Raw genomic sequence first — 21,829 nt, 5'->3', positions numbered from 1 at the left:
TCGTCGCGCTTTAGGGACTGACGTCTGCCTGGGACCGGACTTCGCAGACGTCGACCCATTCCGCCGCGGTCAGCTCTGCCATCCTGTCGGGCGTGATGCGCACCGCGCTGTGGGTAGAGCCTGCGGCCGGCACCACGACATCGAATGCCTTCAACGACACATCGCAATAGACCGGCAGCGGCGTTTTCAGCCCGAACGGGCAGACGCCGCCGACCTCGTGGCCGGTGATCTCGGCGACTTCGTCGAGGCCGAGCATCTTCGGCTTGCCGCCGAACGCCGCCTTCACCTTCTTGTTGTCCATCCGCGCCGTGCCGCTGGCGACGATCAGCACCACGCGGTCGCCGACCCGCAGGCTCAGCGTCTTGGCGATCCGCGCCGGCTCGGCGCCATAGGCCTCCGCCGCCAGCACGACGGTCGCGGAGCTCTGGGTGGATTCGATCACGGAAATTTCGGGCGCCTTCTCGGCGAAGAAGGCGCGGACGGAGGCGAGACTCATACGGTTCAGGACCTTGCAGACACCAGGGCAGGGAGTTCGGAGAGACCGTGGATCCGGTGATCGGGCACGACGCCGAGCTCGTCCATCTGGGTACGCAGCGTCTTGAACATCGTCAATGGGGCGACCGTCTCGCTCTCGACGCAGGCGAGCGCCATCGCTTCCGGCGTCACCCGTTCGATCCAGGCGACGGTGAGGCCGAACGCCTTGGCGCCGCAGGCGTCCCACGGGTTGGAGGAAATGAACAGGACTTCCGCGGGCGGCACTTTCAGCACCTCCTCGATCAGCGTGTAGGCCTCGGGCGCCGGCTTGAACACCTTGTGGCAATCGACGCTGATGGTCGCATCGAGCAGGCGGTCGAGCCCCGAATTGCGCACCAGCGCATTGAGCATGTCAGGGCTGCCGTTGGAGAGGATCGCGAGCTTCTTGTCCTTCATCGCCTCGAGGGCTGCGACCGCATCGGGATAGAGCGCGAGATGCTGATACTTGTCGATGATACGGGCGAACGTCGCTGCGTCATATTGCAGGCCGAGGCAGCGCAGCGTGTAGGTGAGCGAGTCGCGGGTGACCGCGGCGAAATCCTGGTAGCGCCGCATCAGCGAGCGCAGCCAGGAATATTCGAGCTGCTTGAGGCGCCAGATCTGCGTGATGATGTCGCCATAACCGGGGAACGCATCCTCGGTGACATCGGCCACCGACTGGACGTCGTAGAGCGTGCCGTAGGCGTCGAACACGATTGCCTTGATGGTCATTGAGTTTTCTCTTGTCCGCCAATGGTCGCATACAGGAATTTCCTGACAGCGTCGATGGACTGATCGAGGACCTGCGCGTTGAATTCGAGGTGATGACCGAGCAGCCGCCCCGGCGTGCGATATTGCGGCACGTCAAAATCGTGATGGGCGCCGGGATAGACGATCAGCTCGATCGGATAGCCGAGGCCCTGCTGGCGCGAGATGCCGTCATCGTCGCGGCCTTCCGCCAGGTTCCGGCACTCTTGCGCCGGCGTCCAGTCGTCGAGTTCGCCGACCATGATCAGGGTCGGCACGGTCATGTTGCCCTTGATGCCGAGGCAGCGCGGATAGAAGGCGACGGCGGCGCGGAATTTTTCCGTCGCGTTGACCTCGATCGCGCCGCGCTCGACCGACAACAATGCGAGCCAGCCGCCTTGCGAAAAGCCGATCACGGCAATGCGTGTCGGATCGACCAGGGATTGCCGGCTCAGGAAGCTCAGTGCGCGATAGGCGTCGTGAACCGTTGCGGCCGGGACACCGCCGGTGCAGGTGTCGCTGATGCCGCGCGGGCCGAACCGGTCTACGGTGAGCGTGACATAGCCCCACGCCGCGAGCCGTTTGCCCCAGCGCTCGTCGAGTTCCCGCCACTGCCCGCTGCAGCCATGCAGCAACACCACGGCGGGCAGGAGACCCGTTCGTTCCGGCCGCCGCAACAGGCCCTGCAGCGGCTGCGCGCTCGCAAGCGGGCTTTCGAACTCGACCAGCACGGAAGGCGCTTCGGCTGCCGCCGCAGGCTTGCCGCCCGCGCTCCCGATCAGGAGCACGGCGAGGACGGTGGCAAGTCCGGCGCAGTTCGTCATCGGCCGCCCCGCAAGCTGCGGCCGATGATACTCCCTTAAATACCCAAAATCTTGCGCGCGTTGGCTTTCAGGACCTTGGGGCGGATCTCCTCGCGGATGTCGAGTTTTGCAAAATCGGCGAGCCAGCGGTCCGGCGTGATGACAGGCCAGTCGGAGCCGAACAGCATCTTGTCCTGCAGGATCGAGTTGATGTAGCGCACCAGGATCGGCGGGAAATATTTCGGCGACCAGCCCGAAAGGTCGATGTAGACGTTCGGCTTGTGGGTGGCGACCGACAGCGCCTCTTCCTGCCAGGGGAAGGAAGGGTGCGCGAGGATGATCTTGAGGTCGGGGAAGTCGGCCGCGACGTCGTCCATGTACATCGGGTTGGAGTATTTCAGCCGCATCCCCATGCCGCCTGGCATGCCCGAGCCGACGCCGGTCTGGCCGGTGTGGAACAACGCGATCGCGCCGCCCTCGTTGATCGCTTCATAGAGCGGATAGGCCATGCGGTCGTTGGCGTAGAAACCCTGCATGGTCGGGTGGAATTTGAAGCCGCGGACGCCGTATTCCTCGATCAGCTTGCGCGCCTCGCGGACGCCGAGCTTACCCTTGTGTGGGTCGATCGAGACGAACGGGATCAAGACGTCGAGATGATCGGAGGCAATCTCCAGCATCTCTTCATTTTTATAGCGGCGGAAGCCGGTCTCGCGCTCGGCATCGACCGGAAAGATCACCGCGGCGATGTTCTTGGCGCGGTAATAGGCCGCGGTCTCCGGCACCGTCGGCGGATGCTTGTGCGGCGATTTGAAGTAATCGGCCATCTGCGCCTGGAAGTCGTCATAGCCGTCGTCGCCATGCATGCCGCACGGCTCCTCGGCATGGGTGTGGATGTCGATGGCTGTGACCTTTTCGATGTCGGGCAGTTTGAGCTTGGGCATTGCGGTTTCCCCGGCGGCCGGTTTGTTGGTGATGGAAAATAATTATATGATATAACGATTTTCGCAAGCGGTCTGCATTGGGAAAGCCGGACGCGCGAGGCTGGGTCGCAGCCGCAAACTCCCGGTCCGTGGCGCGGGCTTCAGCCGGGTGCGAACGCACGATTCGCCCTCGCTCCGCTGACGACATGATGTGACGGCGGACGGGATCGTGGTACAGGATAATCGTGCTTGCCGCCGTTTCCGGAGCGATCTCAATGGTATGGCTGGCAGCCAAAGGCCCGTTCCATGCCGGGCACGGGCCGAAAATCGGCCCGTCTCGGTTGACATTTAACGGTCCGATGGCTTAGAAGGCGGCCGTCCCGGGCGGCTGGCCGCTTGTAGGGGTAAATCCCATTTTGCCACCTTTCGGCATTGATCAGGCACGGCCTCCAACACGGGCCTTTCGAAGTAACAGGATTGTCCCATGAAGGTCCGTAACTCGCTGAAGTCGCTGCGCGGCCGCCATCGCAACAACCGTCTGGTCCGCCGCAAGGGCCGCGTCTACGTGATCAACAAGGTCCAGCGCCGTTTCAAGGCGCGCCAGGGTTGATTTCGGCGCGGATCGGCCCGCTGCGCTGATCCAACACATCTCTTTCACAGGTCTTTGACGCCGTGCTGCTTTGCAGTGCGGCGTTGTGCGTCTAGACTTCGGTCATGGGATTAAACTTCGGATTTAAGTTCCTTGGCCCTTTCCTTGGCCCCACCAATCGCCGGCTGGCGATCCTGATCGCCGCCCTTTTGGCCGGACCTGTTTTGACTTTGCCTGTCGCGGCCGCCGCGCAGGACGATCCCCGGGTGGTCCCGCCGCCGCGGGCCCAGAAGAAACTGCCGGAAGCGCCGACCAAGCTGCCGAAGGTGCCGGCCGACCGCACCCGCGGGCTGGATTTCCTGTTCGGCGCGCTGAAGGCCGCGCCCGATGAGGACAGCGCCCGCCATGTCGAGGCGCGGATCTGGGCGCTGTGGCTGCAAACCCCGAGCGATACCGCGGCGTTGCTGATGGTGCGCGCCAAGGCTGCGATCGACGCCCAGAACATCGATGTCGCGCTGCAGCTGCTGGACGCGGTGATCAAGCTCCGGCCCGACTATGTCGAGGCCTGGAACCGGCGTGCGACGATCTACTATTTGAAGAACGACTACGTCCGTTCGCTCGCAGACCTGCAGCAGGTGCTGACCCGTGAGCCCCGCCATTTCGGCGCGCTGGCGGGTGTCGGCATGATCATGCAGGACATGGGCGACGAAAAGCGCGCCCTGGACGCCTTCCGCAAGGCGCTGGCTGTCGATCCCTACCTCGAGAAAGTGCCGCAGATCGTCAAGCAGCTGACCGAGAAGGTCGAAGGCCGCGACATCTGATTGCGTGCAATTGATCGTGATCGCGGTCGGATGGCCGCGAATCGGCACGTGACTCGCGAGCTGGCATTTGCCCGCGATACGGTCCGGCGCAGGAGGCTAGTGCAGGAATTTTCCGCGGGACGCGCAGTCCTCGGCCACGGCAGCATAGAATTGCTGAAGCTCCGCTTCCAGGTGCTCATTCACGAGCAACAGCGCCTTCAGCGCACCGCGTAGGTCGCCATTGCAGCTCGCCACGATCTGATCGATGGCCGCATCGCTAGGGTCGGAAATCATGGTACTCCTCCGATTACTTCCCGTTGAACTCGTCGTGCGGACGCAGGTTCCCGTGAATCTTGTGCACAAGCCAAGAAGCGTTTTCCGGTGGCGTCCCGGTTTGGATGAAGCCTCGCGTCTGATGGCGAAATTGCCACCGCCAAACTATGAAATTACTAATGACGCAGGTATGAACCCGCTATCCACAGGCTGGGCGTGCTGTGGACAACTTCGCCGGGCGCGCGACCCGGAAAATCGACAATTGGCTTTCCGGACAAAAGCATGCTCGGGAGGACGCAAATCCAGTACCGGGCGAAACCTGACTTTGGGTACCTCGTAGTTTCCAGGTGCCCAACACCCTTCGGATCCCCTCGATGTTAACCGCGATCATCGCGCTGGCGGCCGCAGGGCTGGCGCTGGCCCTGGCAACGCAAATCGGCGTCACGCTGATCCAGCGCGCCTTTCCGCCTCAGGGCCGCATGATCGATGTTGCCGGCGCGCGGCTGCATGTCGTCGAGCTCGGCCCGCGCGATGCCGCGGGGCCGCCGGTCGTGCTGCTGCATGGCGCGAGCTCCAACCTCCGCGCGATGCAGCCGCTCGGCGATCGCATCGCAAGGACGCGCCGGGTGATCCTGATCGACCGGCCGGGCCATGGCTGGAGCACCCGCGAGCGCGTCGCGGATTCGACGCCCGCGGTCCAGGGCCGGATGATCATGGAGGCGCTGACCAGGCTCGGCATCGACAGGGCGATCGTGGTGGCGCATTCCTGGGCCGGCGCGCTCGGCCTGCGCATTGCGCTCGATCATCCGGACCGCGTCGCGGGCCTCGTGCTGCTGGCCCCCGTCGCCTATCCGTGGCGCGGCGGCGCCGGCCGCTACAATGACGTGATTTCGACGCCGCTGATCGGGCCGATGCTGGCGCACACGGTCACGCTGCCGCTCGGTTATCTCGTCGCCAATTCAGGCTCGCGCGGCGTGTTCGCGCCGCAAGAGATGCCGGACGATTTCGTCCGCGACAGCGCGACATTGCTCCTGCTGCGCCCGCGCGAGTTCATCGCCAATGCACGCGACCTCGTCACGCTGAAGGCCGCCGTCGTCGAGCAGGCGCCGCGCTACGCGGAGATCAAGGCACAGGTCACAATCATTGCGGGCGACGTCGACAAGACGGTCTCGACCCGCATCCATTCGCGGCCGCTTGCAGCCACGGCGCCGAACGCCAAGCTCATCGTGATGCCGGGCGTTGGTCATATGGTGCAGTACGCTGTGCCCGATCTTGTGGCGTCCGAGGTCGAGGCGGTGGCGGGCAAGTTGGTCCAACCGGCAGCAGCAAAGGACAAGACCGCCCCCGCGAATCTGTGATCGGCTAAGGCTTGCGCGGGTCCATCGCGCCGAACATCATGCGGCCGCGCGGTTCTTCAGATCTCACCCAAAGGATAAGCCCCATGCGGATCGACAACGTCGCCGACCTCATCGCTGAAACCCTTGCCCAGGCCGGCGTGAAGCGCATCTACGGTGTCGTCGGCGACAGCCTCAACGGCCTCACCGAGGCGTTGCGCAAGCGCGGCACGATCGACTGGCTGCATGTGCGCCACGAGGAGGTGGCCGCCTTCGCCGCCGCCGCCGAATCCCAGATCACGGCAGGCCTTGCGGTGTGCGCGGGCTCCTGCGGCCCGGGCAATCTCCATCTCATCAACGGCCTGTTCGACGCGCATCGCAGCCGCACCCCTGTGCTGGCACTGGCGGCGCAGATCCCTTCGGCCGAGATCGGCGGCGGCTATTTCCAGGAAACCCATCCGCAGGACCTGTTTCGCGAATGCAGCCACTATTGCGAGCTGGTGTCGGATCCGTCGCAACTGCCTTACATGCTGGAGAACGCGATCCGCGCCGCGGTCGGCAAGCGCGGCGTCGCCGTGCTGGTGCTGCCGGGCGACGTCGCGATGCGGCCGGCACCGAAGCGCGACATCGCGCCGAATGCCGGCCTGCTGCCGCCGGCACCGGTGGTGCGTCCGGCCGAACCCGAATTGAACGCGCTGGCGGCGCTGCTCAATGGCGCCAAGCGCGTCACGCTGTTCTGCGGCCGCGGCTGCGCCGGCGCGCATGACGGTCTGCTCAAGCTCGCCGAGACGCTGAAGAGCCCGATCGTGCATGCTCTCGGCGGCAAGGAATATGTCGAATACGACAATCCGTATGACGTTGGCATGACAGGCTTCATCGGCTTCTCCTCCGGCTACGCCGCGATGCATGGTTGCGACGTGCTGCTGATGCTGGGCACCGACTTTCCCTACAAGCAGTTCTTCCCGACCGGCATCAGCATCGCGCAGGTCGATCTCCGTCCCGAAAATCTCGGCCGCCGCTGCAAGCTCGACCTCGGCATCGTCGGCGACGTCGGCGAGACCATCGCCGCGCTGCTGCCGAAGCTCACGGTCAAGACCGACCGCAAGTTCCTCGACGCCAGCCTCGCGCATTACATGGATGCCCGCGCCGGGCTCGACGATCTGGCCCGCGGCAAGCCCGGCTCGAGGCCGATCCATCCGCAATATCTGGCGCGCCTGCTCAGCGAGCAGGCCACCGAGGATGCGGTGTTCACCGCCGACGTCGGCACGCCGACGATCTGGGCCGCGCGCTATCTGAAGATGAACGGCCGCCGCCGGCTGATCGGCTCCTGGGTCCATGGCTCGATGGCCAATGCAATGGCGCAGGCGATCGGCGTGCAGGCGGCGCAGCCCGGCAGGCAGGTGGCGTCGATGTCCGGCGACGGCGGCTTTGCCATGCTGATGGGCGATTTGATCACGCTGACGCAGGCCAAGCTGCCGGTGAAGGTCGTGATCTTCAACAACAGCGTGCTCGGCTTCGTCGCGCTGGAGATGAAGGCCGCCGGCTTCATCGAGACCGGGGTCGACCTGAAAAATCCCGACTTCGCGGCGATGGCCCGCGCCATGGGCATTCACGGCGTCAGGGTGGAGGATCCCGGCGAGCTCGAGGGCGCGATCCGCAACGTGCTCGCGCATGACGGCCCGGCGGTGCTCGACGTCGTGACCGCGACGCAGGAATTGTCGATGCCGCCGACCATTACGCTGGAGCAGGTCAAGGGCTTCAGCCTGTGGGTGCTGCGCGCCGTGATGAGCGGCCGCGGCGACGAGGTGGTCGATCTCGCCAAGACCAATCTGCTGCCGCGCTAGCTCGAGCATGATCCGGAAAAGTGCGAAGCGGTTTTCCGAAGAGATCATGCTTAAACAAGAATCTAAAGCGCGATGACGATTCAATCTGATCTCATCGCGCTTTAGGGTTGATCTCCGTCGCCCCGTTCTTGCGTCGGCTCAACCTAGATTCGGCGCAGGCACGCCGCGCTGAAAGGCTAAGAGGTCGAGTGAGGGCGGCTCGCCGCCGGTCAGGATTGAGCAGCACGCATGCGCCTGGCCGCGGTGGTGGGTCTGATGATTGAAGAGATGCAGCAGGATATCCTGCCGCGGCTGGCGATAGGGTTTGCCCGACGTTGTCTGATAGGCGATGGGCTCCATGAGGTCGGCGCCGGCATAGCCTTCGACCAACTCATTCAAGCGCGCATCCTCCGCCATCCGGGCACGAAGAAGATCGCGGCGATCGTCGTGCAAAATCGCGTCCAGGCGATCCGGATGCTCGCCGGTGCCGGTCAATCGCTTCAACCATATCCGATCCGTCAGCAGCAAATGATTGAGCGTCCCGTGCAGGCTGCCAAAGAACACGCCGGTTGAACGGCGATAGGCTTCCTCGGGCAGTTCAAGCGCGGCGCCGTAGAGCCGCAGGTTGGCCCAATGATTATAGGCCGCGAGCTGCCGGAAGTTTTCGGTTCCCATCTTGCTGTCCTGTTCGAAACGATAGCGGATGATAACTTGCCCACATCCCTCAATTGGTGAAAATATCTCACCAATCAGGAGGACTCGATGGGACGGTCGGTTCAACCATCGGCGCGTGCACTCACAGCGCTCTCGCTGTTCGCCACGCTCGGCACCCTGACCGAGACGGCCGAACAACTGGGCGTTACCCGGTCGGCGCTGTCGCACCGGATTGCCGAATTGGAAAAGCGCCTCGGCGTGGCATTGGTGAGAAAAGTCGGCCGGCGAATTTCGCTGACCGAGGACGGCGAACGATTGCTCGCCAGCATGGGCGACGCGCTCGACCGGTTGGAGGCGGCGGTTGAACCATTTCAACGTTATCGCGGGCAGATCCGTGTAAGCACGATCGCAACCTTTGCGTCTCACTGGTTGATCCCGCGCATTTCGCAATTTCAGGCGCGGCATCCCCTGATCGAGGTCGCTATCTCTACAACGACGAGAGCTGTCGACCTTGAAAAGGAAGACATGGATTGCGCCATCCGCCACGGCCGCGGGGCGTGGAAAGGGCTTTCCTCGACGCTATTGTTCCGGGAAACCCTGATGCCCGTTGCCAGACCTGATGTCGTGGGCCGTGCCGCGACGAGCGCCAAACCGGCAAATTCTGCAAAGACAAATTTTGCAAAGATCTGGCACGGCACACCACTGATTAGGGCCCGATCGCGATTCGCGGATTGGTCGATCTGGCAACAGCACGATGGTACGCTGACCAAACGGCGGATCAAATGGTTGACGGTGGAAACCCGCGCGCAGGCGCTCGATGCCGCAATGGCAGGCGCCGGCGTTGCGTTGATGGATATGGCCTATATTACGACGCCCGTGGACGAAGGCAGGCTCGAGAAGCTCGCGGAACGTCCCCTGCAACTCCAGACCGGCTACCATTTTGTAAACGTGCCCAACGCCCGCACCCTGCACCTGCTGAATCATCTGCGCGACTGGGCCGTGGAGGCGGCGCGGCCGTTTCGGACGGCGTAACGCGCCAAACAAGCTCCGCGTGATCTGGCGGAGTCTGATGTAGGGTCGAGGACCCTGGGGAACTCGACGTCGTCACCGCGACGCAGGAACGGTCGATGCCGCCGATTATCACGCTGAAGCAGGTCAAGGGCTTCAGCCTGTGGGTGCTGCGCGCCGTGATGAGCGGCCACGGCGACGAGGTGGTCGATCTCGCCAAGACCAATCTGTTATCGCGTTGATCGCGGCAACGGCGCCCGCCCTGGGAGTCGCGCAGGGCGGACGCCGGCCAATGGGGTCGATTACTTCGGCTTGCCATCCTTGTCGAACGACGACACGTAGGCCCAGAGGTTGTTGGCCTCGGTCTCGTTCTTGACGCCGGCGAACGCCATCTTGGTGCCGGGGATCTTGGCCTTCGGATCCTTGATGTATTCGAGGAAGGTGTCCTTGTTCCAGGTGATGCCGGAATTCTTGTTGGCGTCGGAATAATTGTAGTCCGGCGCGGAGCCGGAATGGCGGCCGTCGAGGCCATTGAGCTCGGGGCCGACCTTGTTCTTGGCGCCTTCGCCGATCGCGTGGCAGGCGAGGCATTTGTTGAACGAGGTCTTGCCGGCGGCGGCATCCTGCGCCAGCGCGGGGGATGCGGAGGCCAGCGATGTGACGACCGCCAGCGCGCTCAAGGTCTTTAGGTTCATGGGGTTCTCTTCGTTTCGTCCCGGGGGTAGTGTTTGGTTTGTGGCATGTCCGGCTTGGACAGGACAAGCCACGAAACTTTGACAGGTTTCATGGCCGCCCGCTTGTCCCAGAGAGAACTCGCCATTGCGGGGCGGGGCAATCCGACCTTCGGCCGGTTGACTGAAACAGGTGCAGAATTGATTGATTTGTCGTAACAAAATCGGCGAAGGGCAAAAGCCCTTCGAGGGAACAGCGATGTCCATCATGATGCCGGCGGCCGATCAGGCCGTCCTTGCCCGCCGCACTGAGATCGTGGCCGCCTTGCGCGCAATCGTCCCTGGCGAGGGCGTGATCGACAGCGCCGCCGAGATGCTGGCCTATGAATCCGACGGCCTGACCGCCTATCGGCAGCCGCCGATGGTCGTGGTGCTGCCCGATACGTCAGAGCAGGTCGCAAAGGTCCTCAAATATTGCCACGGGCAGGGCATCAAGGTGGTGCCGCGCGGCTCCGGCACCTCGCTGTCCGGCGGCGCGCTGCCGCTGGCCGACGGCGTGCTGCTCGGGCTCGGCAAGTTCAAGCGGATTCGCGAGATTGACTTCGACAACCGCGTTGTTGTCACCGAGCCCGGCGTCACCAACCTCGCGATCAGCCAGGCGGTCGCCCATGCCGGCTTCTATTACGCGCCCGATCCGTCGTCGCAGATCGCCTGCTCGATCGGCGGCAATGTCGCGGAAAATTCCGGCGGCGTGCACTGCCTGAAATACGGTATGACCACCAACAACGTGCTCGGCTGCGAGATCGTGCTGATGTCGGGCGAGATCCTGCGCATCGGCGGCAAGTCGGCCGAGAATGCCGGTTACGATCTGATGGGGATCATCACCGGCTCCGAGGGGCTGCTCGGCGTCATCACCGAGATCACGGTGCGCATCCTGCAGAAGCCGGAGACCGCGCGCGCGCTGATGGTCGGCTTCGCCGAGGTGGAAGCCGCCGGTGAATGCGTGGCTGCCATCATCGGCGCCGGCATCATCCCGGGCGGCATGGAGATGATGGACAAGCCCGCGATCCACGCCGCGGAAGCCTTCGTCCATGCCGGCTATCCGCTCGATGTCGAGGCGCTCCTGATCATCGAGCTCGACGGTCCCCAGATCGAGGTCGACGAACTGATCACGCGGGTCGAAACCATCGCGAAGGGCTGCGGCTCGGTGACGCTGCAGATTTCCAACTCGGAGGCCGAACGCAATCTGTTCTGGGCCGGCCGCAAGGCGGCGTTCCCCGCCGTCGGGCGCATCTCGCCGGACTATCTCTGCATGGACGGCACGATCCCGCGCGGCGCCTTGCCGAAGGCCTTGGCGCGGATCCGCGATCTCTCGGAGAAATACGGCCTCGGCGTCGCCAATGTGTTCCACGCCGGCGACGGCAATCTGCACCCCTTGATCCTCTACGATGCCAACAAGCCGGGCGAGATCGAGAAGGCGGAGGCGTTCGGCGCCGACATCCTGCGCTGCTGCGTCGAGCTCGGCGGCGTATTGACCGGCGAGCACGGCGTCGGCATCGAGAAGCGCGACCTGATGCCGGAGATGTTCACCGAGATCGACCTCAACCAGCAGCAGCGGCTGAAATGCGCGTTCGATGCGGAGGGCCTGCTCAACCCCGGCAAGGTGTTTCCCACCCTGCACCGCTGCGCCGAACTCGGCCGCGTCCATGTCCACGCCGGCAAGCTGGCATTTCCGGATATCCCGCGGTTCTAGTAGCGTCTCAGCAGGCCCAGCGCCGCGCTGGTCTCGCCATAGTCGGCGCAGGCCCCTTCCGGGTCTTTGATTAACTCCGCCCGGACTCGTTTGAACGTTTTGCCGGCCACTTCGGTCACCTCGGGGCGGAATTTACGCGGATCGTAGTCATTGCCGTCGTTGGCCTTGATGGCTGCGTCAAAGGCGCCGATCATAGCCATCGCGGCGTTGGGGCTGCCGAGAAGTCTGGCGCCGAGTTGAACGCCGCCGGCGCCATCGGCCTCATAGCCGGTGCATCGTTGTTCGAGCACCGCGGCTGCGGTGACGAGCTGGTCGAGGAACGTCGCCTCCGCGTCGGTGAGCATTTGGGCGCGCGCCTGTCCTGGTGCGATCATCGCAAGCAGTGCGATGGCTGGCAGTTTGATCTTCATGGTCGTTCTGCCTGCGGCCGTTGAGCCGTGATCACGGGGTTGCCGAGTTACGATGACGCAAGTCTGTTCCTTCGGGCATCAGGAGATGTATCAGCCGCGAGGCCGGTCGAAACAATTCGACGGATCGCGCTCACCAGCCGATAACCTTAACCGATGCTTGCCGCGATGGCCGTCAGGGCCCATCGCGCGTCGCCGCAATTTGCAGCCGGCACCGTTTACACGGCCTTAGACTGTTCCTCGGTATTTTCCCAAGATGCATGTCTTCGGCAACACATCGATGCCCAGCCTGGCCGATCAGCTGGCGCTTTCGCGCAATCGGCCCGCAGGGTTCGACTACATGCGGATTGCGCTGGCGGTGTCGATCATCGGCCTGCACAGCCTCAACGTGACGCTCGGGCTCGGCCGGGCGCTGGAGATCCAGAGCACGCTTCGCATCGGCGTCGCGATGATCCTCGCGCTGTTCTTTGCCCTGAGCGGCTTTCTGGTGACGGCGAGCCTGTTGAGGTGCAAGAGCCTGATTTCCTTCCTCGGCCTGCGCGTGCTGCGGATCGGACCGGCGCTCGCGGTCGAGACCACGCTGTCGGCCGTCATCATCGGTTCGCTCTTCACCGAGCTGCCGTTGGCGCAATATCTCGCCGACCCGAAATTCCACGCCTATTTCCTCAATATCGTCGGCGACATCCATTACGAACTGCCGGGCGTATTCCTGCACAATCCGCTGCCTGAGTTGGTGAATGCCCAGCTCTGGACGGTGCCGTATGAATTGTGGTGCTACGTCATCCTGGCGCTGCTCGCGGTGACCACGATTTGCTTCAACAGGGTGGCGTATCTTGTGTTCATGGTGATCACCCAGATCGGGCTCGCCGGCTACGACATCTACCGCTGGGACGAGGTGCCGATCCAGCTTCGCCCGCATCTTCTGGTGTTCTGCTTCCTCGCCGGCGTCGGCTTCTATCTCTGGCGCGACAAGGTGCCGTTCAACCGGACCGCCTGCCTGTGCGCGCTGGTGCTGTGTGCCGCCGCGATGGCCACTGGGCGCGGCGACGCGCTGGCGCCAGTGCCGGCCGCCTATGTCGCGTGCTATCTCGGCCTGATGAACCCGCGGCGGAGCTGGATCGTCTCGTCGGGCGATTACTCCTACGGGCTCTATCTCTATGGCTTCGTCATCCAGCAGTGCATTGCGACCTTCGGTCCGGGCGTTCAGCACTGGTATCTGAACATCCTGATCAGCCTGCCGCTCGCCTTCGGCGTCGCCGTTGCGTCCTGGCACCTGGTCGAGAAACACGCGCTCCGGCTCCGCGGCCAGGTCGAGAAGCTCGAGGCGGCAGCGCTGGCGCGGAGCTCGATCATAGGCTTCTGGCGCCGCTCGCCCGAGCGGGTCGAGTTGCGCGCAAGGCTCGGCAACAGCAGCGCATCGATCTGATCGGCGTGCGCGGGAAGGATTTGAGCTTCGGTTCTGATTGAATCAGAACCGAAGCTCTGGCTTCTTGTTTTGACGCGTTTTCTTCACGCGAACCGGTGTCCACTTCGCTCGAAAACGCTTAGCCTCCTCCCCGCGGCGGCGTCCCGTTACAGGAGGGCGTATTGTGTCCGCTCGCGCTTGGCGAGCAGCGGCAGCGCTTGTTCCGCGATGTAGGTCTTGAAGTAGGCGCTCTCCTGATGCGCCTTGAACGCCGCTTCGTCCTGGAACAATTCGTAGAACAGGAATTGCGCCGGATTGTCCTTGCCGCGGCCGATCAGGAACAGCTTGGTGCCGGCGTCCTTCTGCGCCTCGGGCAGGAAGCCGTCGAGAATTGCCGCGACCTTGTCGGCCTGTCCCTCCTTGGCTTCCCATTGCGCCACCACCAGAAGGCCTGATGTGTTGATTGCATCGCTGATGGTTCTCGTGCTCATCGCATAGTGCTTCATTTGCATTCCTCCGTTGCTTTGCTCCGATCGAGCTTGCGATCCGACCCAGGGCGAGACGCCGGCGATCGCCATGATCGCGAACGAGCCGATGGCCGATCGCCGGGTGAGCATCATCGTGGTGGTCGTGACTTCCGAACGTTTCATGATCGCCTCCAGATGGTTCGCACCAACCGTCTTGCCGGGCCGAACCGCGACGCGAGAGATAGTGGATCGTCCGGCGAACTCAGTTCGGTGGTGACCGAAATGTCGATGTCGTGAAAATGCTTCGACCATGGTCGAAGTGTTGCGGGCAGGGACGCGCCACGGTGGACGCCCCCACATCGGGCTTGCCGTGCCGACCGGCCTGCCGGAACAGGCGGAAATATCGTGTTCCTGCCTTTTGCAGGGCGGCGGATTTTGAGCTGAGCGGGACGTTCCGGGTAAGGCGGCGTGACGCCGTTTCCACGGTCGAGGCCCCCGCCACCGGGCCGTTCCGTCGAGATCACCGAGGCCGCGCTTGTCGCATTTAGAGATTTGTTCGGCGCGCATTTGATTTCGGAGCCGAATTTCGATACCGCCTAGCGTGTGGAAACGCTCAAAGTCAGGGATGCCCGGGACGTCGAAGAGGTGGTGCGCTCGGCTGTCGCCGGCGAGCAGCCGCTCGAGGTCATTGGCCATGGATCGAAGCGCGCCATCGGCCATCCGATGGCGACCAATGCGGTGCTTGATGTCTCGGTGCTCAACGCGGTCACCGCCTATGAGCCGAACGAGCTGATCATCACCGTGCAGGCCGGCGCGCCGCTCGCCGACGTGCAATCCCTGATCGACGCCAAGAACCAGCAATTCGCCTTCGAGCCGATGGACACATCGGTGCTGCTCGGCACTGCGGGAGCCGGCACGATCGGCGGCATGATCGGCGCAGGGCTGGCCGGTCCGCGCCGCATCAAGGCCGGCGGCGCCCGGGACCATCTGCTCGGGGCGCACGCGGTGTCCGGGTTCGGCGACAGCTTCAAGACCGGCGGACGGGTGGTCAAGAACGTCACCGGCTACGACCTCTGCAAGCTGCTCACCGGTTCCTGGGGCACGCTCGCCGTCATGACCGAGGTGACGCTCAAGGTCATGCCGAAGCCGGAAGCCGAGCGGACGCTGGTGCTGCGCTCCCTCGACGACGTCACCGCCAACCGGGCGATGACCGCGGCGCTGGGCTCGCCGTTCGACGTCTCCGGGGCGGCGCATCTGCCACAACAGGTGTTGCGGTCCGGGACCGGTGCGCTCGGCAGCCTTGCCGCCTCCGGCCAGGCCGTCACGCTGGTGCGGCTCGAGGGCATTTCGGCCTCGGCGGCACACCGGGCGGCCTCGCTGACCCAGACATTATCTTCCTATGGCGCGGTCGACGTCCTCGCGGACGATGCCTCGGCTGCGATCTGGAGTGCGCTGCGCGACGTCGTGCCGTTTGCGGCGAACGCCGCGCTCGGGGCCTGGCCGGTGTGGCGCATCGTTTGCCCGCCGGCCGCTGGCGGCGCGCTGGGCCAGGCGCTGTCGCGCTTAACCGGCGGCGACGTGATCTACGACTGGGGCGGCGGGCTGATCTGGGCTGCAGTGCCGCAGAGCGCCGACGCGCAGGCCGCGCTGGTCCGCGGCCAGGTCGAGGCGATCGGCGGGCACGCCACCCTGATCCGCGCCGGCGAGGAGGTGCGCCGTGCGGTCGATGTGTTCCAGCCGCAGGCGGCCGGGCTTGCCGCGCTCGGCGAACGGGTCCGGGCGAGCTTCGATCCGAGATCGATCCTCAACCGCGGCCGGATGAGGCGAGGCGGGGCTGCATGAAGACCGAGTTTTCCCTGGCGCAGCTTGCCGATCCCGACATCAAGGAAGCCGACAAGATCCTGCGCGCCTGCGTGCATTGCGGTTTCTGCACCGCGACCTGTCCGACCTATGTGCTGCTCGGCGACGAACTCGATAGCCCGCGCGGCCGCATCTACCTGATCAAGGAGATGCTGGAGAAGGACAAGCCGCCGACAGCAGACGTGGTCAAGCATATCGACCGCTGCCTGTCGTGCCTCGCCTGCATGACCACCTGTCCGTCGGGCGTGAACTACATGCACCTCGTCGACCAGGCCCGGGTCAGGATCGAGCGGGACTACCAGCGGCCGCTGACCGAACGGCTGCTGCGGTCGGTGCTCGCCTTCGTGCTGCCGCGGCCCGGCCTGTTCCGGATCAGCATGATCCTCGCCGGGCTCGCCCGCCCGTTCGCGGCACTGCTGCCAACGCCTTCGGTCGGCGCGTCGAACCCCGGCCTTTTACGGCGGATCAAGGCGATGCTGGCGCTCGCGCCGCGCGGCCTGCCGCAGCCGGGTCCATCTGCCGGAACCGTGTTTGCGCCGATCGGCCGGCGCCGCGGCCGGGTCGCGCTGCTGCAGGGCTGCGCCCAGCAGGTGCTGGCGCCGCGTATCAACCAGGCCGCGATCAACGTCCTGACCCGGCACGGCGTCGAGGTGGTGCTGGTCAAGGACGAGCAATGCTGCGGCGCGCTGACCCATCACATGGGGCAGGATCACGACGCGCTGGCGCGCGCGAAAGCCAACATCGCGGTGTGGCAAAGGGAAGCGGACCAGAGCGGGCTCGACGCCATCCTGGTGACGACCTCGGGCTGTGGGACAGTTGTCAAAGACTACGGCTACCTGCTGCGCGAGGACAAAACATTCGCTGAGCCTGCCGCGCGAATCTCGGCGCTGGCAAAGGATATCACCGAGTATCTCGCTGGCCTCGAGCTCGCGCCTTCAACGCAGAAAGGCGACGTCACCGTCGCCTATCATTCGGCTTGTTCGTTGCAGCATGGACAGAAAATAACTCAGCTACCGAAAGAATTGCTTTCCAAGAATGGATTCGTGGTGAAAGATGTACCTGAGAGCCATTTGTGTTGCGGTTCGGCGGGGACCTACAACATTCTCCAGCCCGACATTGCGAGCAGATTGCGCGATCGCAAGGTCGCCAATATTGCGCTTGTCAAACCGGACATGATCGCTGCGGGCAATATTGGGTGCATGGTTCAGATTGCCGGCGGTACGTCAGTTCCTGTGGTGCACACGATTGAGCTTCTCGATTGGGCGACAGGAGGTCCCCGGCCAGGATTGAATTGATCGACTGCCACTCGAGCATGATCCGGACCCAGCCTTGCCCTGATGCAACGTGAAGGACCGGCGCTTCCTTGCCACAGACGCGAAGCGATCGCGCGGCCATCATGCCCGACAAGCGAAGTGGAGGGGCCTCTCTCCGAGGTGCAGCCAACGTCCGGCAAGCGATCACTTCAATACGCCCGGTGGACTCAAATCAGCGGCAACAGGAGGACCACGATGGCGAAGTCGAAGAAGGCGAAGAAAAGCAAGAAGGCCAAAAAGGCCAAGAAGGCAGTAGCGGCGAAGAAGTCGGCCAAGAGGGCCGCGAAGAAATCCGCCAAGAAGTCGGCCAAGAAGACTGCAAAGAAAGCGGCCAAGAAGGCTGCTCCGAAGAAAGCGGCGCCCAAGAAAGCTGCTCCCAAGGCTGCTGCCAAGGCTGCGAAGAAAGCCGCCAAGAAGAGCGCTCCGAAGAAGGCCGCCGCGCCGAAGCCGGCTGCGCCGGTCGCAGCGCCCCCGGCCCCCGAGCCCGCGCCGCAGCCGGCCCCGAGCTGGGCGACGCCAAGCCCTGAACCCGCGCCGGGCTGGAGCGCCGGCAGCTCTGATAGTGGCGAGCACCACTAGCCGCAGCTCTCCCGGAGAGGTTCACCTGACCGAAGCCGCAGCGCACGCCGCTGCGGCTTTTCCGTTTCACGATTCCGTTCCACGACGGCGGTCCGTGCTTTTTGCGGGTACGGCGATTCGCTTCGGCGCTTTCGCAGCAGGCCGGCTGTTGCTCATCCCCCACTTCCGGTGCCCGGCTCAACCGCTACGGGAGCGACTGTTTTGTGGTGCAAATGCAACACCCGCAAGTCAACGTGCGACGGAATGGCTGGAACGCCTAAAAAGTCGGCACATGCATGTCTTTTTTGCTTCACGCTACCGTGCACGACCTGCAAATTGAACCCACGCGATTTAGTTGCAGTCCGTTATCGCGCGCCCTGGGGGCCACGGAGCTGGGCTGTCTGGACAGTAGATGGGGATCGTCATGAAGAAACTGGCTTTGTTAGCAACGGCGCTAGCAATGATTTCGAGCTCGGCAATGGCAGCTGACATGGCGGTGAAGGCCGTCAAGGCGCCGCCGCCGGCTCCCTTCGATCCCTGGGACATCGCCTTCGGCGCCGGCATCATGAACGACTACATCTTCCGCGGCGTCACCCAGTCGAACCACAATCCGTCGGTCACCGCGTATTTCGAGCCGCGCTACAACGTCAACAAGGAACTGCAGCTCTACATCGGTACCTCGACCGAAAGCATCTCCTTCGCCAACCGCGCCGCGGCCGAAGTCGACGTCTACGGCGGTATCCGCCCGACCTTCGGCGCCTTCGCCTTCGACATCGGTGTGTGGGGTTACCTGTATCCGGGTGGAACCTGCTATTTCGGCGGCCCCTTCGACACCGCCGGCAACCCGCTCAGCGCGCAGTGCGCCGCCAACTTCCTGCCGAACGGCAACGTCATGAAGAAGGACGTCTCGTTCTTCGAAGTCTACGGCAAGGCGACCTGGACCATCAACGACAACTGGGCGTTCACCATCAACGAGTACTACTCGCCCAACTTCCTCAACACCGGCGCCTGGGGCAACTACGCCTCGATCATCGGCAAGTACACCGCGCCCAGCACCACGTTCGGGTCGAGCGGCGTCGGCATGTATGTTTCGGGCGAGTTCGGCCGCCAGTGGCTCGGCACCTCGGACAGCTTCTACGGCGTTCCGGCGTTCCCGAACGGCATCAAGTATGCCGACTACAACACCTGGAACATCGGCATCGGCTTCACCTACAAGGTGTTCACGCTCGATCTGCGCTACTCCGACACCGACCTGTCGAAGGGTAATTGCAGCGCCTTCACCAGCGACTTCACCGCGGGCGGCACCACCAACGTGACCCCGATCAACCCGCTCGGCACCGGCTCCAACTGGTGCGGCGCGGCAGGCATTGCCAAGCTCTCGGTCGACCTGACGGCGGCGTCCAGCCTGAAGTAATTCTCCTCTCGGAGATCGCGGGGGCGGCAGAGTAATCTGCCGCCCCCTTTTGTTTTTGTGGGCAAGGCTCATGGCATCAGACCGGACCGCGGTGAAGGCATTGATGCGGGTGGGGCGGCGCGACTTGCTTGCGGGCGCGGTGGCAGGCCTCGGCGGCGCGATCGCGATCGGCACGATGGAGTGGTTCTCCGTTGCGGCCGGATATCCGCTGGGCGTGATCCCGTTCGCAACCTCGATCGTGCTGGTGGTGGGATCGCCGGAGGCCGAGCCGGCCCAGCCGCGCGCCCTGATCGGTGGACATCTGGTGTCCGCACTGGCCGGCTTTGCCGTGCTGTGCCTGACCGGGCCGCATGCCTGGGCGGCCGCCGCCGCGGTCGGGGTTGCAATCTTGGCGATGGTCGTGACCGACACCTTCCACCCGCCGGCGGGAATCAGTCCGCTCCTGATCGTCTCCGGCAATTTGCCGTGGTCATTCCTGCTCGCGCCGGTGCTCACCGGCGTCCTGATGCTGGCAGCCTTCGCCTATGGCTGGCACCGCTGGGTCAGCCGCAGGCCATGGCCGCGGCTGAGCCAGTAGTCCCCGCTACGACGCGGCGACCTTGACCGTGTCGCGCAGGCTGAAGCGATCGCCATCGCGGACCAGCGTGACGTTGCGCTCATGGAAGGCGCCGAGCGTCGAGCGGTGCCCGATCGAAACCACCGTGGTGTCGGGCAGCTTCTCGGTGATCAGCCTGTACAGCGCGGCTTCCGACGGCTCGTCGAGCGAGGCCGTCGCCTCGTCGAGGAACAGGAATTGCGGCGCATGCAACAGCGCCCGCGCGATGCCGAGCCGTTGCTGCTCGCCGAGCGACAGCATCCGGTTCCAGTGCGCCTCTTCCTCCAGCCGCGCCGCGAGCTGCGGCAGTCCGACCGCGGTGAGGACGTCCCGAACCCGGCCCGCCTCGAATTGCGTGGCCTCGCCCGGATAGACGACGGCGTCATGCAGCGACCCGATTGGCAGATAGGGACGCTGCGGCAGCATCATCAGGCTGGCATTGGCCGGGATCTCGACCGCGCCGTTGCCGAACGGCCAGATGCCGGCCACGGCACGGAACAGCGTCGACTTGCCGGCGCCGGAGGGGCCGGTCACCAGCGTCCGCTCGCCGGGACGGAAGCTGAAATGCTCGGCCGCGACCAGCGGCGTGCCGTTCGGCAGCTTGACCAAGAGCTGCGGCAGCGCGATCTCGCCGCCGGCCGCGGGCTTCTCGTGAATCGCGGCAGGATCGTCGGCGAGCTTTTCGGCAGCCGCAATCGCGTTCTCGAAGCCGTCGAGACGGGCGACGGTCGCGCGCCACTCCGCCAAGGTGCGGTAGGCCGAGACAAAGAACGAGAGCGAGTCCTGCACCTTGCCGAAGGCCTCGGCGATCTGGATCAGGGAACCGAGCTGCACCGTCTTGCTGACGAAATAGGCCGGGCCCGCTAGCGCGAAGGGAAACACCACCGACGCCTGCGCATAGCTTTGTGTGAAGGCGGTGATCCGCTTGGTGCGGCTCATGATGCCATACCAGTTGGCGACGACGCGGCCGAACCGATCCAGCAGCCGTCCGCGCTCGGCGCCTTCGCCCTTGAGCAGCGCGATCTGCTCGGAGTTTTCGCGCACCCGCACCAGGTTGAAGCGGAAGTCTGCTTCCAGCCGCTGCTGGTTGAAATCGAGACCGACCAGCGGCGAACCGATCCATTGCGTCAGCATGGTGCCGAAGATGGCGTAGACCAAGGCGGCCCAGACCAGGTAGCCGGGAATCGAGAGATCGATGCCGAACAGGGTCAGGGGCAGCAGTTCCGAGAGCCCCCAGAGGATGATCACGAAGGAGGCCAGCGAAACCACCGCGTTCAACAGGCCAAGGCCCAGCGCCAGCGTCTGGGCGACGAACAGCTTGACGTCGTCGGTGATGCGCTGGTCGGGGTTGTCGGCCGCATCGTTGGCGAGCTGCATGCGGTAGTGGTTGGCGTCATGCACCCAGTCGCGCAGATATTTGCTGGTCATCCATTTGCGCCAGCGGATCTGTAGCCACTGATTCAGGTAGAGCTGGTAGACGCCGAGGGCCACCGAGACGGCTGCGATCGCACAGAACACCAGCATTTCGCGCTTGAACGTGTCCCAGTCCTTGTTCTGCAGCGCGGTGTAGAAGCGGTTGCGCCACTGGTTGATCAGCACGTCCATGAGGACTGACGACAGCTCGATCGCGACGACCGCGCCAAGCAGCACGCGGCCGGCCCATTTGTCCTCGGATTTGAAAAAGGGCGAGGCGATGCGCCACACCGTCGCGAGTGTCGAGCGAATGTTGTTCACAGATTATCGTCTCCGGGGAAGGGGGCCGCAAAGGCCTGAAGAATCGGGACAATCGGAGTGGGCATCGACTAAAGTCGTAAGCCTGGCATGCAAGCGTTGGCTTGTCCCGGCGAGCGAGTCAACCCTAGCATGGCAGTCAACGGCGAGGGGCGGGGGACCTTCGATTTTCGCGAGGATGTGAGCGATCC

General features: G+C 64.3%; 22 protein-coding genes and 1 pseudogene. 13 read left to right on the top strand and 10 right to left on the bottom strand.

Features of this window, described 5'->3' with window-relative positions:
• Positions 1-10: 10 nt before the first annotated feature.
• The 4 genes from G6P99_RS41810 to G6P99_RS41795 are packed head-to-tail and all read right to left on the bottom strand — an operon-like array spanning position 11 to position 3,004.
• Complete coding sequence (locus tag G6P99_RS41810) at positions 11-496, bottom strand: YbaK/EbsC family protein (protein WP_165126309.1); 486 nt, start codon at positions 494-496, stop codon at positions 11-13.
• 5 nt (positions 497-501) lie between these two features.
• Positions 502-1,245, bottom strand: a complete 744-nt coding sequence (locus G6P99_RS41805) for a haloacid dehalogenase type II (RefSeq protein WP_029079266.1) — start codon at positions 1,243-1,245, stop codon at positions 502-504.
• Positions 1,242-2,084, bottom strand: coding sequence for a dienelactone hydrolase family protein (locus G6P99_RS41800; RefSeq protein ID WP_029079265.1), 843 nt, complete (start codon positions 2,082-2,084; stop codon positions 1,242-1,244). The genes G6P99_RS41805 and G6P99_RS41800 overlap by 4 nt, the downstream gene beginning before the upstream one ends.
• Positions 2,085-2,119: 35 nt before the next feature.
• Entirely contained in the window at positions 2,120-3,004 is an 885-nt protein-coding gene (locus tag G6P99_RS41795; RefSeq protein ID WP_029079264.1) for an amidohydrolase family protein, read from the bottom strand.
• Between the two features lie 463 nt (positions 3,005-3,467).
• Between G6P99_RS41795 and ykgO the strand changes: the two genes are divergently transcribed.
• Both ykgO and G6P99_RS41785 read left to right on the top strand, forming a co-directional pair.
• Entirely contained in the window at positions 3,468-3,593 is a 126-nt protein-coding gene (gene ykgO, locus G6P99_RS41790; protein ID WP_002718645.1) for a type B 50S ribosomal protein L36, read from the top strand.
• A gap of 104 nt (positions 3,594-3,697) precedes the next feature.
• Positions 3,698-4,393 carry a tetratricopeptide repeat protein gene (locus G6P99_RS41785; protein WP_245284564.1) on the top strand — a complete coding sequence of 232 codons (696 nt, stop codon included), beginning with the start codon at positions 3,698-3,700 and terminating at the stop codon, positions 4,391-4,393.
• A gap of 96 nt (positions 4,394-4,489) precedes the next feature.
• Here G6P99_RS41785 and G6P99_RS41780 read toward each other — a convergent pair whose 3' ends face one another.
• Positions 4,490-4,666 carry a hypothetical protein gene (locus tag G6P99_RS41780; RefSeq protein WP_165126306.1) on the bottom strand — a complete coding sequence of 59 codons (177 nt, stop codon included), beginning with the start codon at positions 4,664-4,666 and terminating at the stop codon, positions 4,490-4,492.
• A 353-nt stretch (positions 4,667-5,019) separates the two neighbouring features.
• On the opposite strand from G6P99_RS41780, the gene G6P99_RS41775 reads away from it, so the two are divergent.
• Both G6P99_RS41775 and poxB read left to right on the top strand, forming a co-directional pair.
• A complete protein-coding gene (locus G6P99_RS41775) occupies positions 5,020-6,003 on the top strand; it encodes an alpha/beta fold hydrolase (protein WP_035976403.1) in 984 nt (327 codons plus the stop codon).
• Positions 6,004-6,086: 83 nt separating this feature from the next.
• Positions 6,087-7,823 carry a ubiquinone-dependent pyruvate dehydrogenase gene (gene poxB, locus G6P99_RS41770; protein WP_029079261.1) on the top strand — a complete coding sequence of 579 codons (1,737 nt, stop codon included), beginning with the start codon at positions 6,087-6,089 and terminating at the stop codon, positions 7,821-7,823.
• Between the two features lie 138 nt (positions 7,824-7,961).
• Here the strand turns inward: poxB and G6P99_RS41765 are convergent, their stop codons facing one another.
• Entirely contained in the window at positions 7,962-8,477 is a 516-nt protein-coding gene (locus G6P99_RS41765) for a DinB family protein (protein ID WP_051346075.1), read from the bottom strand.
• 87 nt (positions 8,478-8,564) lie between these two features.
• Here G6P99_RS41765 and G6P99_RS41760 point away from each other — a divergent pair, with 87 nt between their 5' ends.
• Entirely contained in the window at positions 8,565-9,488 is a 924-nt protein-coding gene (locus tag G6P99_RS41760) for a LysR substrate-binding domain-containing protein (protein WP_029079259.1), read from the top strand.
• A gap of 41 nt (positions 9,489-9,529) precedes the next feature.
• Positions 9,530-9,706 (top strand): annotated as a pseudogene (locus G6P99_RS41755) (ubiquinone-dependent pyruvate dehydrogenase); the annotation flags it as partial.
• 60 nt (positions 9,707-9,766) lie between these two features.
• Here the strand turns inward: G6P99_RS41755 and cycA are convergent.
• Complete coding sequence (gene cycA / locus G6P99_RS41750; RefSeq protein WP_165126303.1) at positions 9,767-10,159, bottom strand: cytochrome c-550 CycA; 393 nt, start codon at positions 10,157-10,159, stop codon at positions 9,767-9,769.
• Positions 10,160-10,394: 235 nt separating this feature from the next.
• Between cycA and G6P99_RS41745 the strand changes: the two genes are divergently transcribed.
• Positions 10,395-11,888: an FAD-linked oxidase C-terminal domain-containing protein gene (locus G6P99_RS41745; protein WP_029079257.1), complete on the top strand. Its 1,494-nt coding sequence runs from the start codon at positions 10,395-10,397 to the stop codon at positions 11,886-11,888.
• Here G6P99_RS41745 and G6P99_RS41740 read toward each other — a convergent pair.
• Positions 11,885-12,298, bottom strand: a complete 414-nt coding sequence (locus G6P99_RS41740) for a hypothetical protein (RefSeq protein ID WP_029079256.1) — start codon at positions 12,296-12,298, stop codon at positions 11,885-11,887. The two genes, G6P99_RS41745 and G6P99_RS41740, sit on opposite strands and share 4 nt — an antisense overlap.
• A gap of 277 nt (positions 12,299-12,575) precedes the next feature.
• Here G6P99_RS41740 and G6P99_RS41735 point away from each other — a divergent pair, with 277 nt between their 5' ends.
• Positions 12,576-13,721 carry an acyltransferase family protein gene (locus G6P99_RS41735; protein ID WP_029079255.1) on the top strand — a complete coding sequence of 382 codons (1,146 nt, stop codon included), beginning with the start codon at positions 12,576-12,578 and terminating at the stop codon, positions 13,719-13,721.
• Between the two features lie 146 nt (positions 13,722-13,867).
• Here the strand turns inward: G6P99_RS41735 and G6P99_RS41730 are convergent, their stop codons facing one another.
• Positions 13,868-14,350, bottom strand: a complete 483-nt coding sequence (locus G6P99_RS41730) for a putative quinol monooxygenase (protein WP_245284563.1) — start codon at positions 14,348-14,350, stop codon at positions 13,868-13,870.
• Positions 14,351-14,770: 420 nt separating this feature from the next.
• On the opposite strand from G6P99_RS41730, the gene G6P99_RS41725 reads away from it, so the two are divergent.
• The 5 genes from G6P99_RS41725 (at position 14,771) to G6P99_RS41705 (ending at position 19,889) form a co-directional block, all read left to right on the top strand.
• Positions 14,771-16,009 carry an FAD-binding protein gene (locus G6P99_RS41725; protein WP_029079253.1) on the top strand — a complete coding sequence of 413 codons (1,239 nt, stop codon included), beginning with the start codon at positions 14,771-14,773 and terminating at the stop codon, positions 16,007-16,009.
• Positions 16,006-17,322 (top strand): glycolate oxidase subunit GlcF, encoded by a 1,317-nt coding sequence (glcF, locus tag G6P99_RS41720; protein ID WP_029079252.1) that lies wholly within the window; start codon positions 16,006-16,008, stop codon positions 17,320-17,322. Before G6P99_RS41725 ends, glcF begins: the two co-directional genes overlap by 4 nt.
• Before the next feature lie 213 nt (positions 17,323-17,535).
• Positions 17,536-17,919 (top strand): histone, encoded by a 384-nt coding sequence (locus G6P99_RS41715; RefSeq protein WP_165126300.1) that lies wholly within the window; start codon positions 17,536-17,538, stop codon positions 17,917-17,919.
• Positions 17,920-18,322: 403 nt separating this feature from the next.
• A complete protein-coding gene (locus G6P99_RS41710; protein WP_165126297.1) occupies positions 18,323-19,312 on the top strand; it encodes a TorF family putative porin in 990 nt (329 codons plus the stop codon).
• Between the two features lie 70 nt (positions 19,313-19,382).
• Complete coding sequence (locus G6P99_RS41705) at positions 19,383-19,889, top strand: HPP family protein (RefSeq protein WP_084518341.1); 507 nt, start codon at positions 19,383-19,385, stop codon at positions 19,887-19,889.
• A gap of 6 nt (positions 19,890-19,895) precedes the next feature.
• Here the strand turns inward: G6P99_RS41705 and G6P99_RS41700 are convergent, their stop codons facing one another.
• Positions 19,896-21,641: an ABC transporter ATP-binding protein/permease gene (locus tag G6P99_RS41700; protein ID WP_029079250.1), complete on the bottom strand. Its 1,746-nt coding sequence runs from the start codon at positions 21,639-21,641 to the stop codon at positions 19,896-19,898.
• Positions 21,642-21,829 lie beyond the last annotated feature (188 nt).

It is taken from the genome of Bradyrhizobium sp. 6(2017), from assembly GCF_011058295.2.
GTDB lineage: Bacteria > Pseudomonadota > Alphaproteobacteria > Rhizobiales > Xanthobacteraceae > Bradyrhizobium > Bradyrhizobium septentrionale.
The sequence above is the reverse complement of the archived record's forward strand: the minus strand, read 5'-3'. Positions and strand labels throughout refer to the sequence as shown.

What these genes read in the sequence shown, in the direction of transcription:
- ykgO (WP_002718645.1), top strand. Translation starts at nt 3,468, where the DNA reads ATGAAGGTCCGTAACTCGCTGAAGTCGCTGCGCGGCCGCCATCGCAAC.
- G6P99_RS41735 (WP_029079255.1), top strand. Translation starts at nt 12,576, where the DNA reads ATGCCCAGCCTGGCCGATCAGCTGGCGCTTTCGCGCAATCGGCCCGCA.
- G6P99_RS41715 (WP_165126300.1), top strand. Translation starts at nt 17,536, where the DNA reads ATGGCGAAGTCGAAGAAGGCGAAGAAAAGCAAGAAGGCCAAAAAGGCC.
- G6P99_RS41795 (WP_029079264.1), bottom strand. Translation starts at nt 3,004, where the DNA reads ATGCCCAAGCTCAAACTGCCCGACATCGAAAAGGTCACAGCCATCGAC.
- G6P99_RS41765 (WP_051346075.1), bottom strand. Translation starts at nt 8,477, where the DNA reads ATGGGAACCGAAAACTTCCGGCAGCTCGCGGCCTATAATCATTGGGCC.
- G6P99_RS41730 (WP_245284563.1), bottom strand. Translation starts at nt 14,350, where the DNA reads ATGAAACGTTCGGAAGTCACGACCACCACGATGATGCTCACCCGGCGA.
- G6P99_RS41705 (WP_084518341.1), top strand. Translation starts at nt 19,383, where the DNA reads ATGGCATCAGACCGGACCGCGGTGAAGGCATTGATGCGGGTGGGGCGG.
- G6P99_RS41810 (WP_165126309.1), bottom strand. Translation starts at nt 496, where the DNA reads ATGAGTCTCGCCTCCGTCCGCGCCTTCTTCGCCGAGAAGGCGCCCGAA.
- G6P99_RS41745 (WP_029079257.1), top strand. Translation starts at nt 10,395, where the DNA reads ATGTCCATCATGATGCCGGCGGCCGATCAGGCCGTCCTTGCCCGCCGC.
- G6P99_RS41775 (WP_035976403.1), top strand. Translation starts at nt 5,020, where the DNA reads ATGTTAACCGCGATCATCGCGCTGGCGGCCGCAGGGCTGGCGCTGGCC.
- G6P99_RS41805 (WP_029079266.1), bottom strand. Translation starts at nt 1,245, where the DNA reads ATGACCATCAAGGCAATCGTGTTCGACGCCTACGGCACGCTCTACGAC.
- G6P99_RS41740 (WP_029079256.1), bottom strand. Translation starts at nt 12,298, where the DNA reads ATGAAGATCAAACTGCCAGCCATCGCACTGCTTGCGATGATCGCACCA.
- G6P99_RS41710 (WP_165126297.1), top strand. Translation starts at nt 18,323, where the DNA reads ATGAAGAAACTGGCTTTGTTAGCAACGGCGCTAGCAATGATTTCGAGC.
- cycA (WP_165126303.1), bottom strand. Translation starts at nt 10,159, where the DNA reads ATGAACCTAAAGACCTTGAGCGCGCTGGCGGTCGTCACATCGCTGGCC.
- G6P99_RS41800 (WP_029079265.1), bottom strand. Translation starts at nt 2,084, where the DNA reads ATGACGAACTGCGCCGGACTTGCCACCGTCCTCGCCGTGCTCCTGATC.
- G6P99_RS41760 (WP_029079259.1), top strand. Translation starts at nt 8,565, where the DNA reads ATGGGACGGTCGGTTCAACCATCGGCGCGTGCACTCACAGCGCTCTCG.
- glcF (WP_029079252.1), top strand. Translation starts at nt 16,006, where the DNA reads ATGAAGACCGAGTTTTCCCTGGCGCAGCTTGCCGATCCCGACATCAAG.
- poxB (WP_029079261.1), top strand. Translation starts at nt 6,087, where the DNA reads ATGCGGATCGACAACGTCGCCGACCTCATCGCTGAAACCCTTGCCCAG.
- G6P99_RS41785 (WP_245284564.1), top strand. Translation starts at nt 3,698, where the DNA reads ATGGGATTAAACTTCGGATTTAAGTTCCTTGGCCCTTTCCTTGGCCCC.
- G6P99_RS41780 (WP_165126306.1), bottom strand. Translation starts at nt 4,666, where the DNA reads ATGATTTCCGACCCTAGCGATGCGGCCATCGATCAGATCGTGGCGAGC.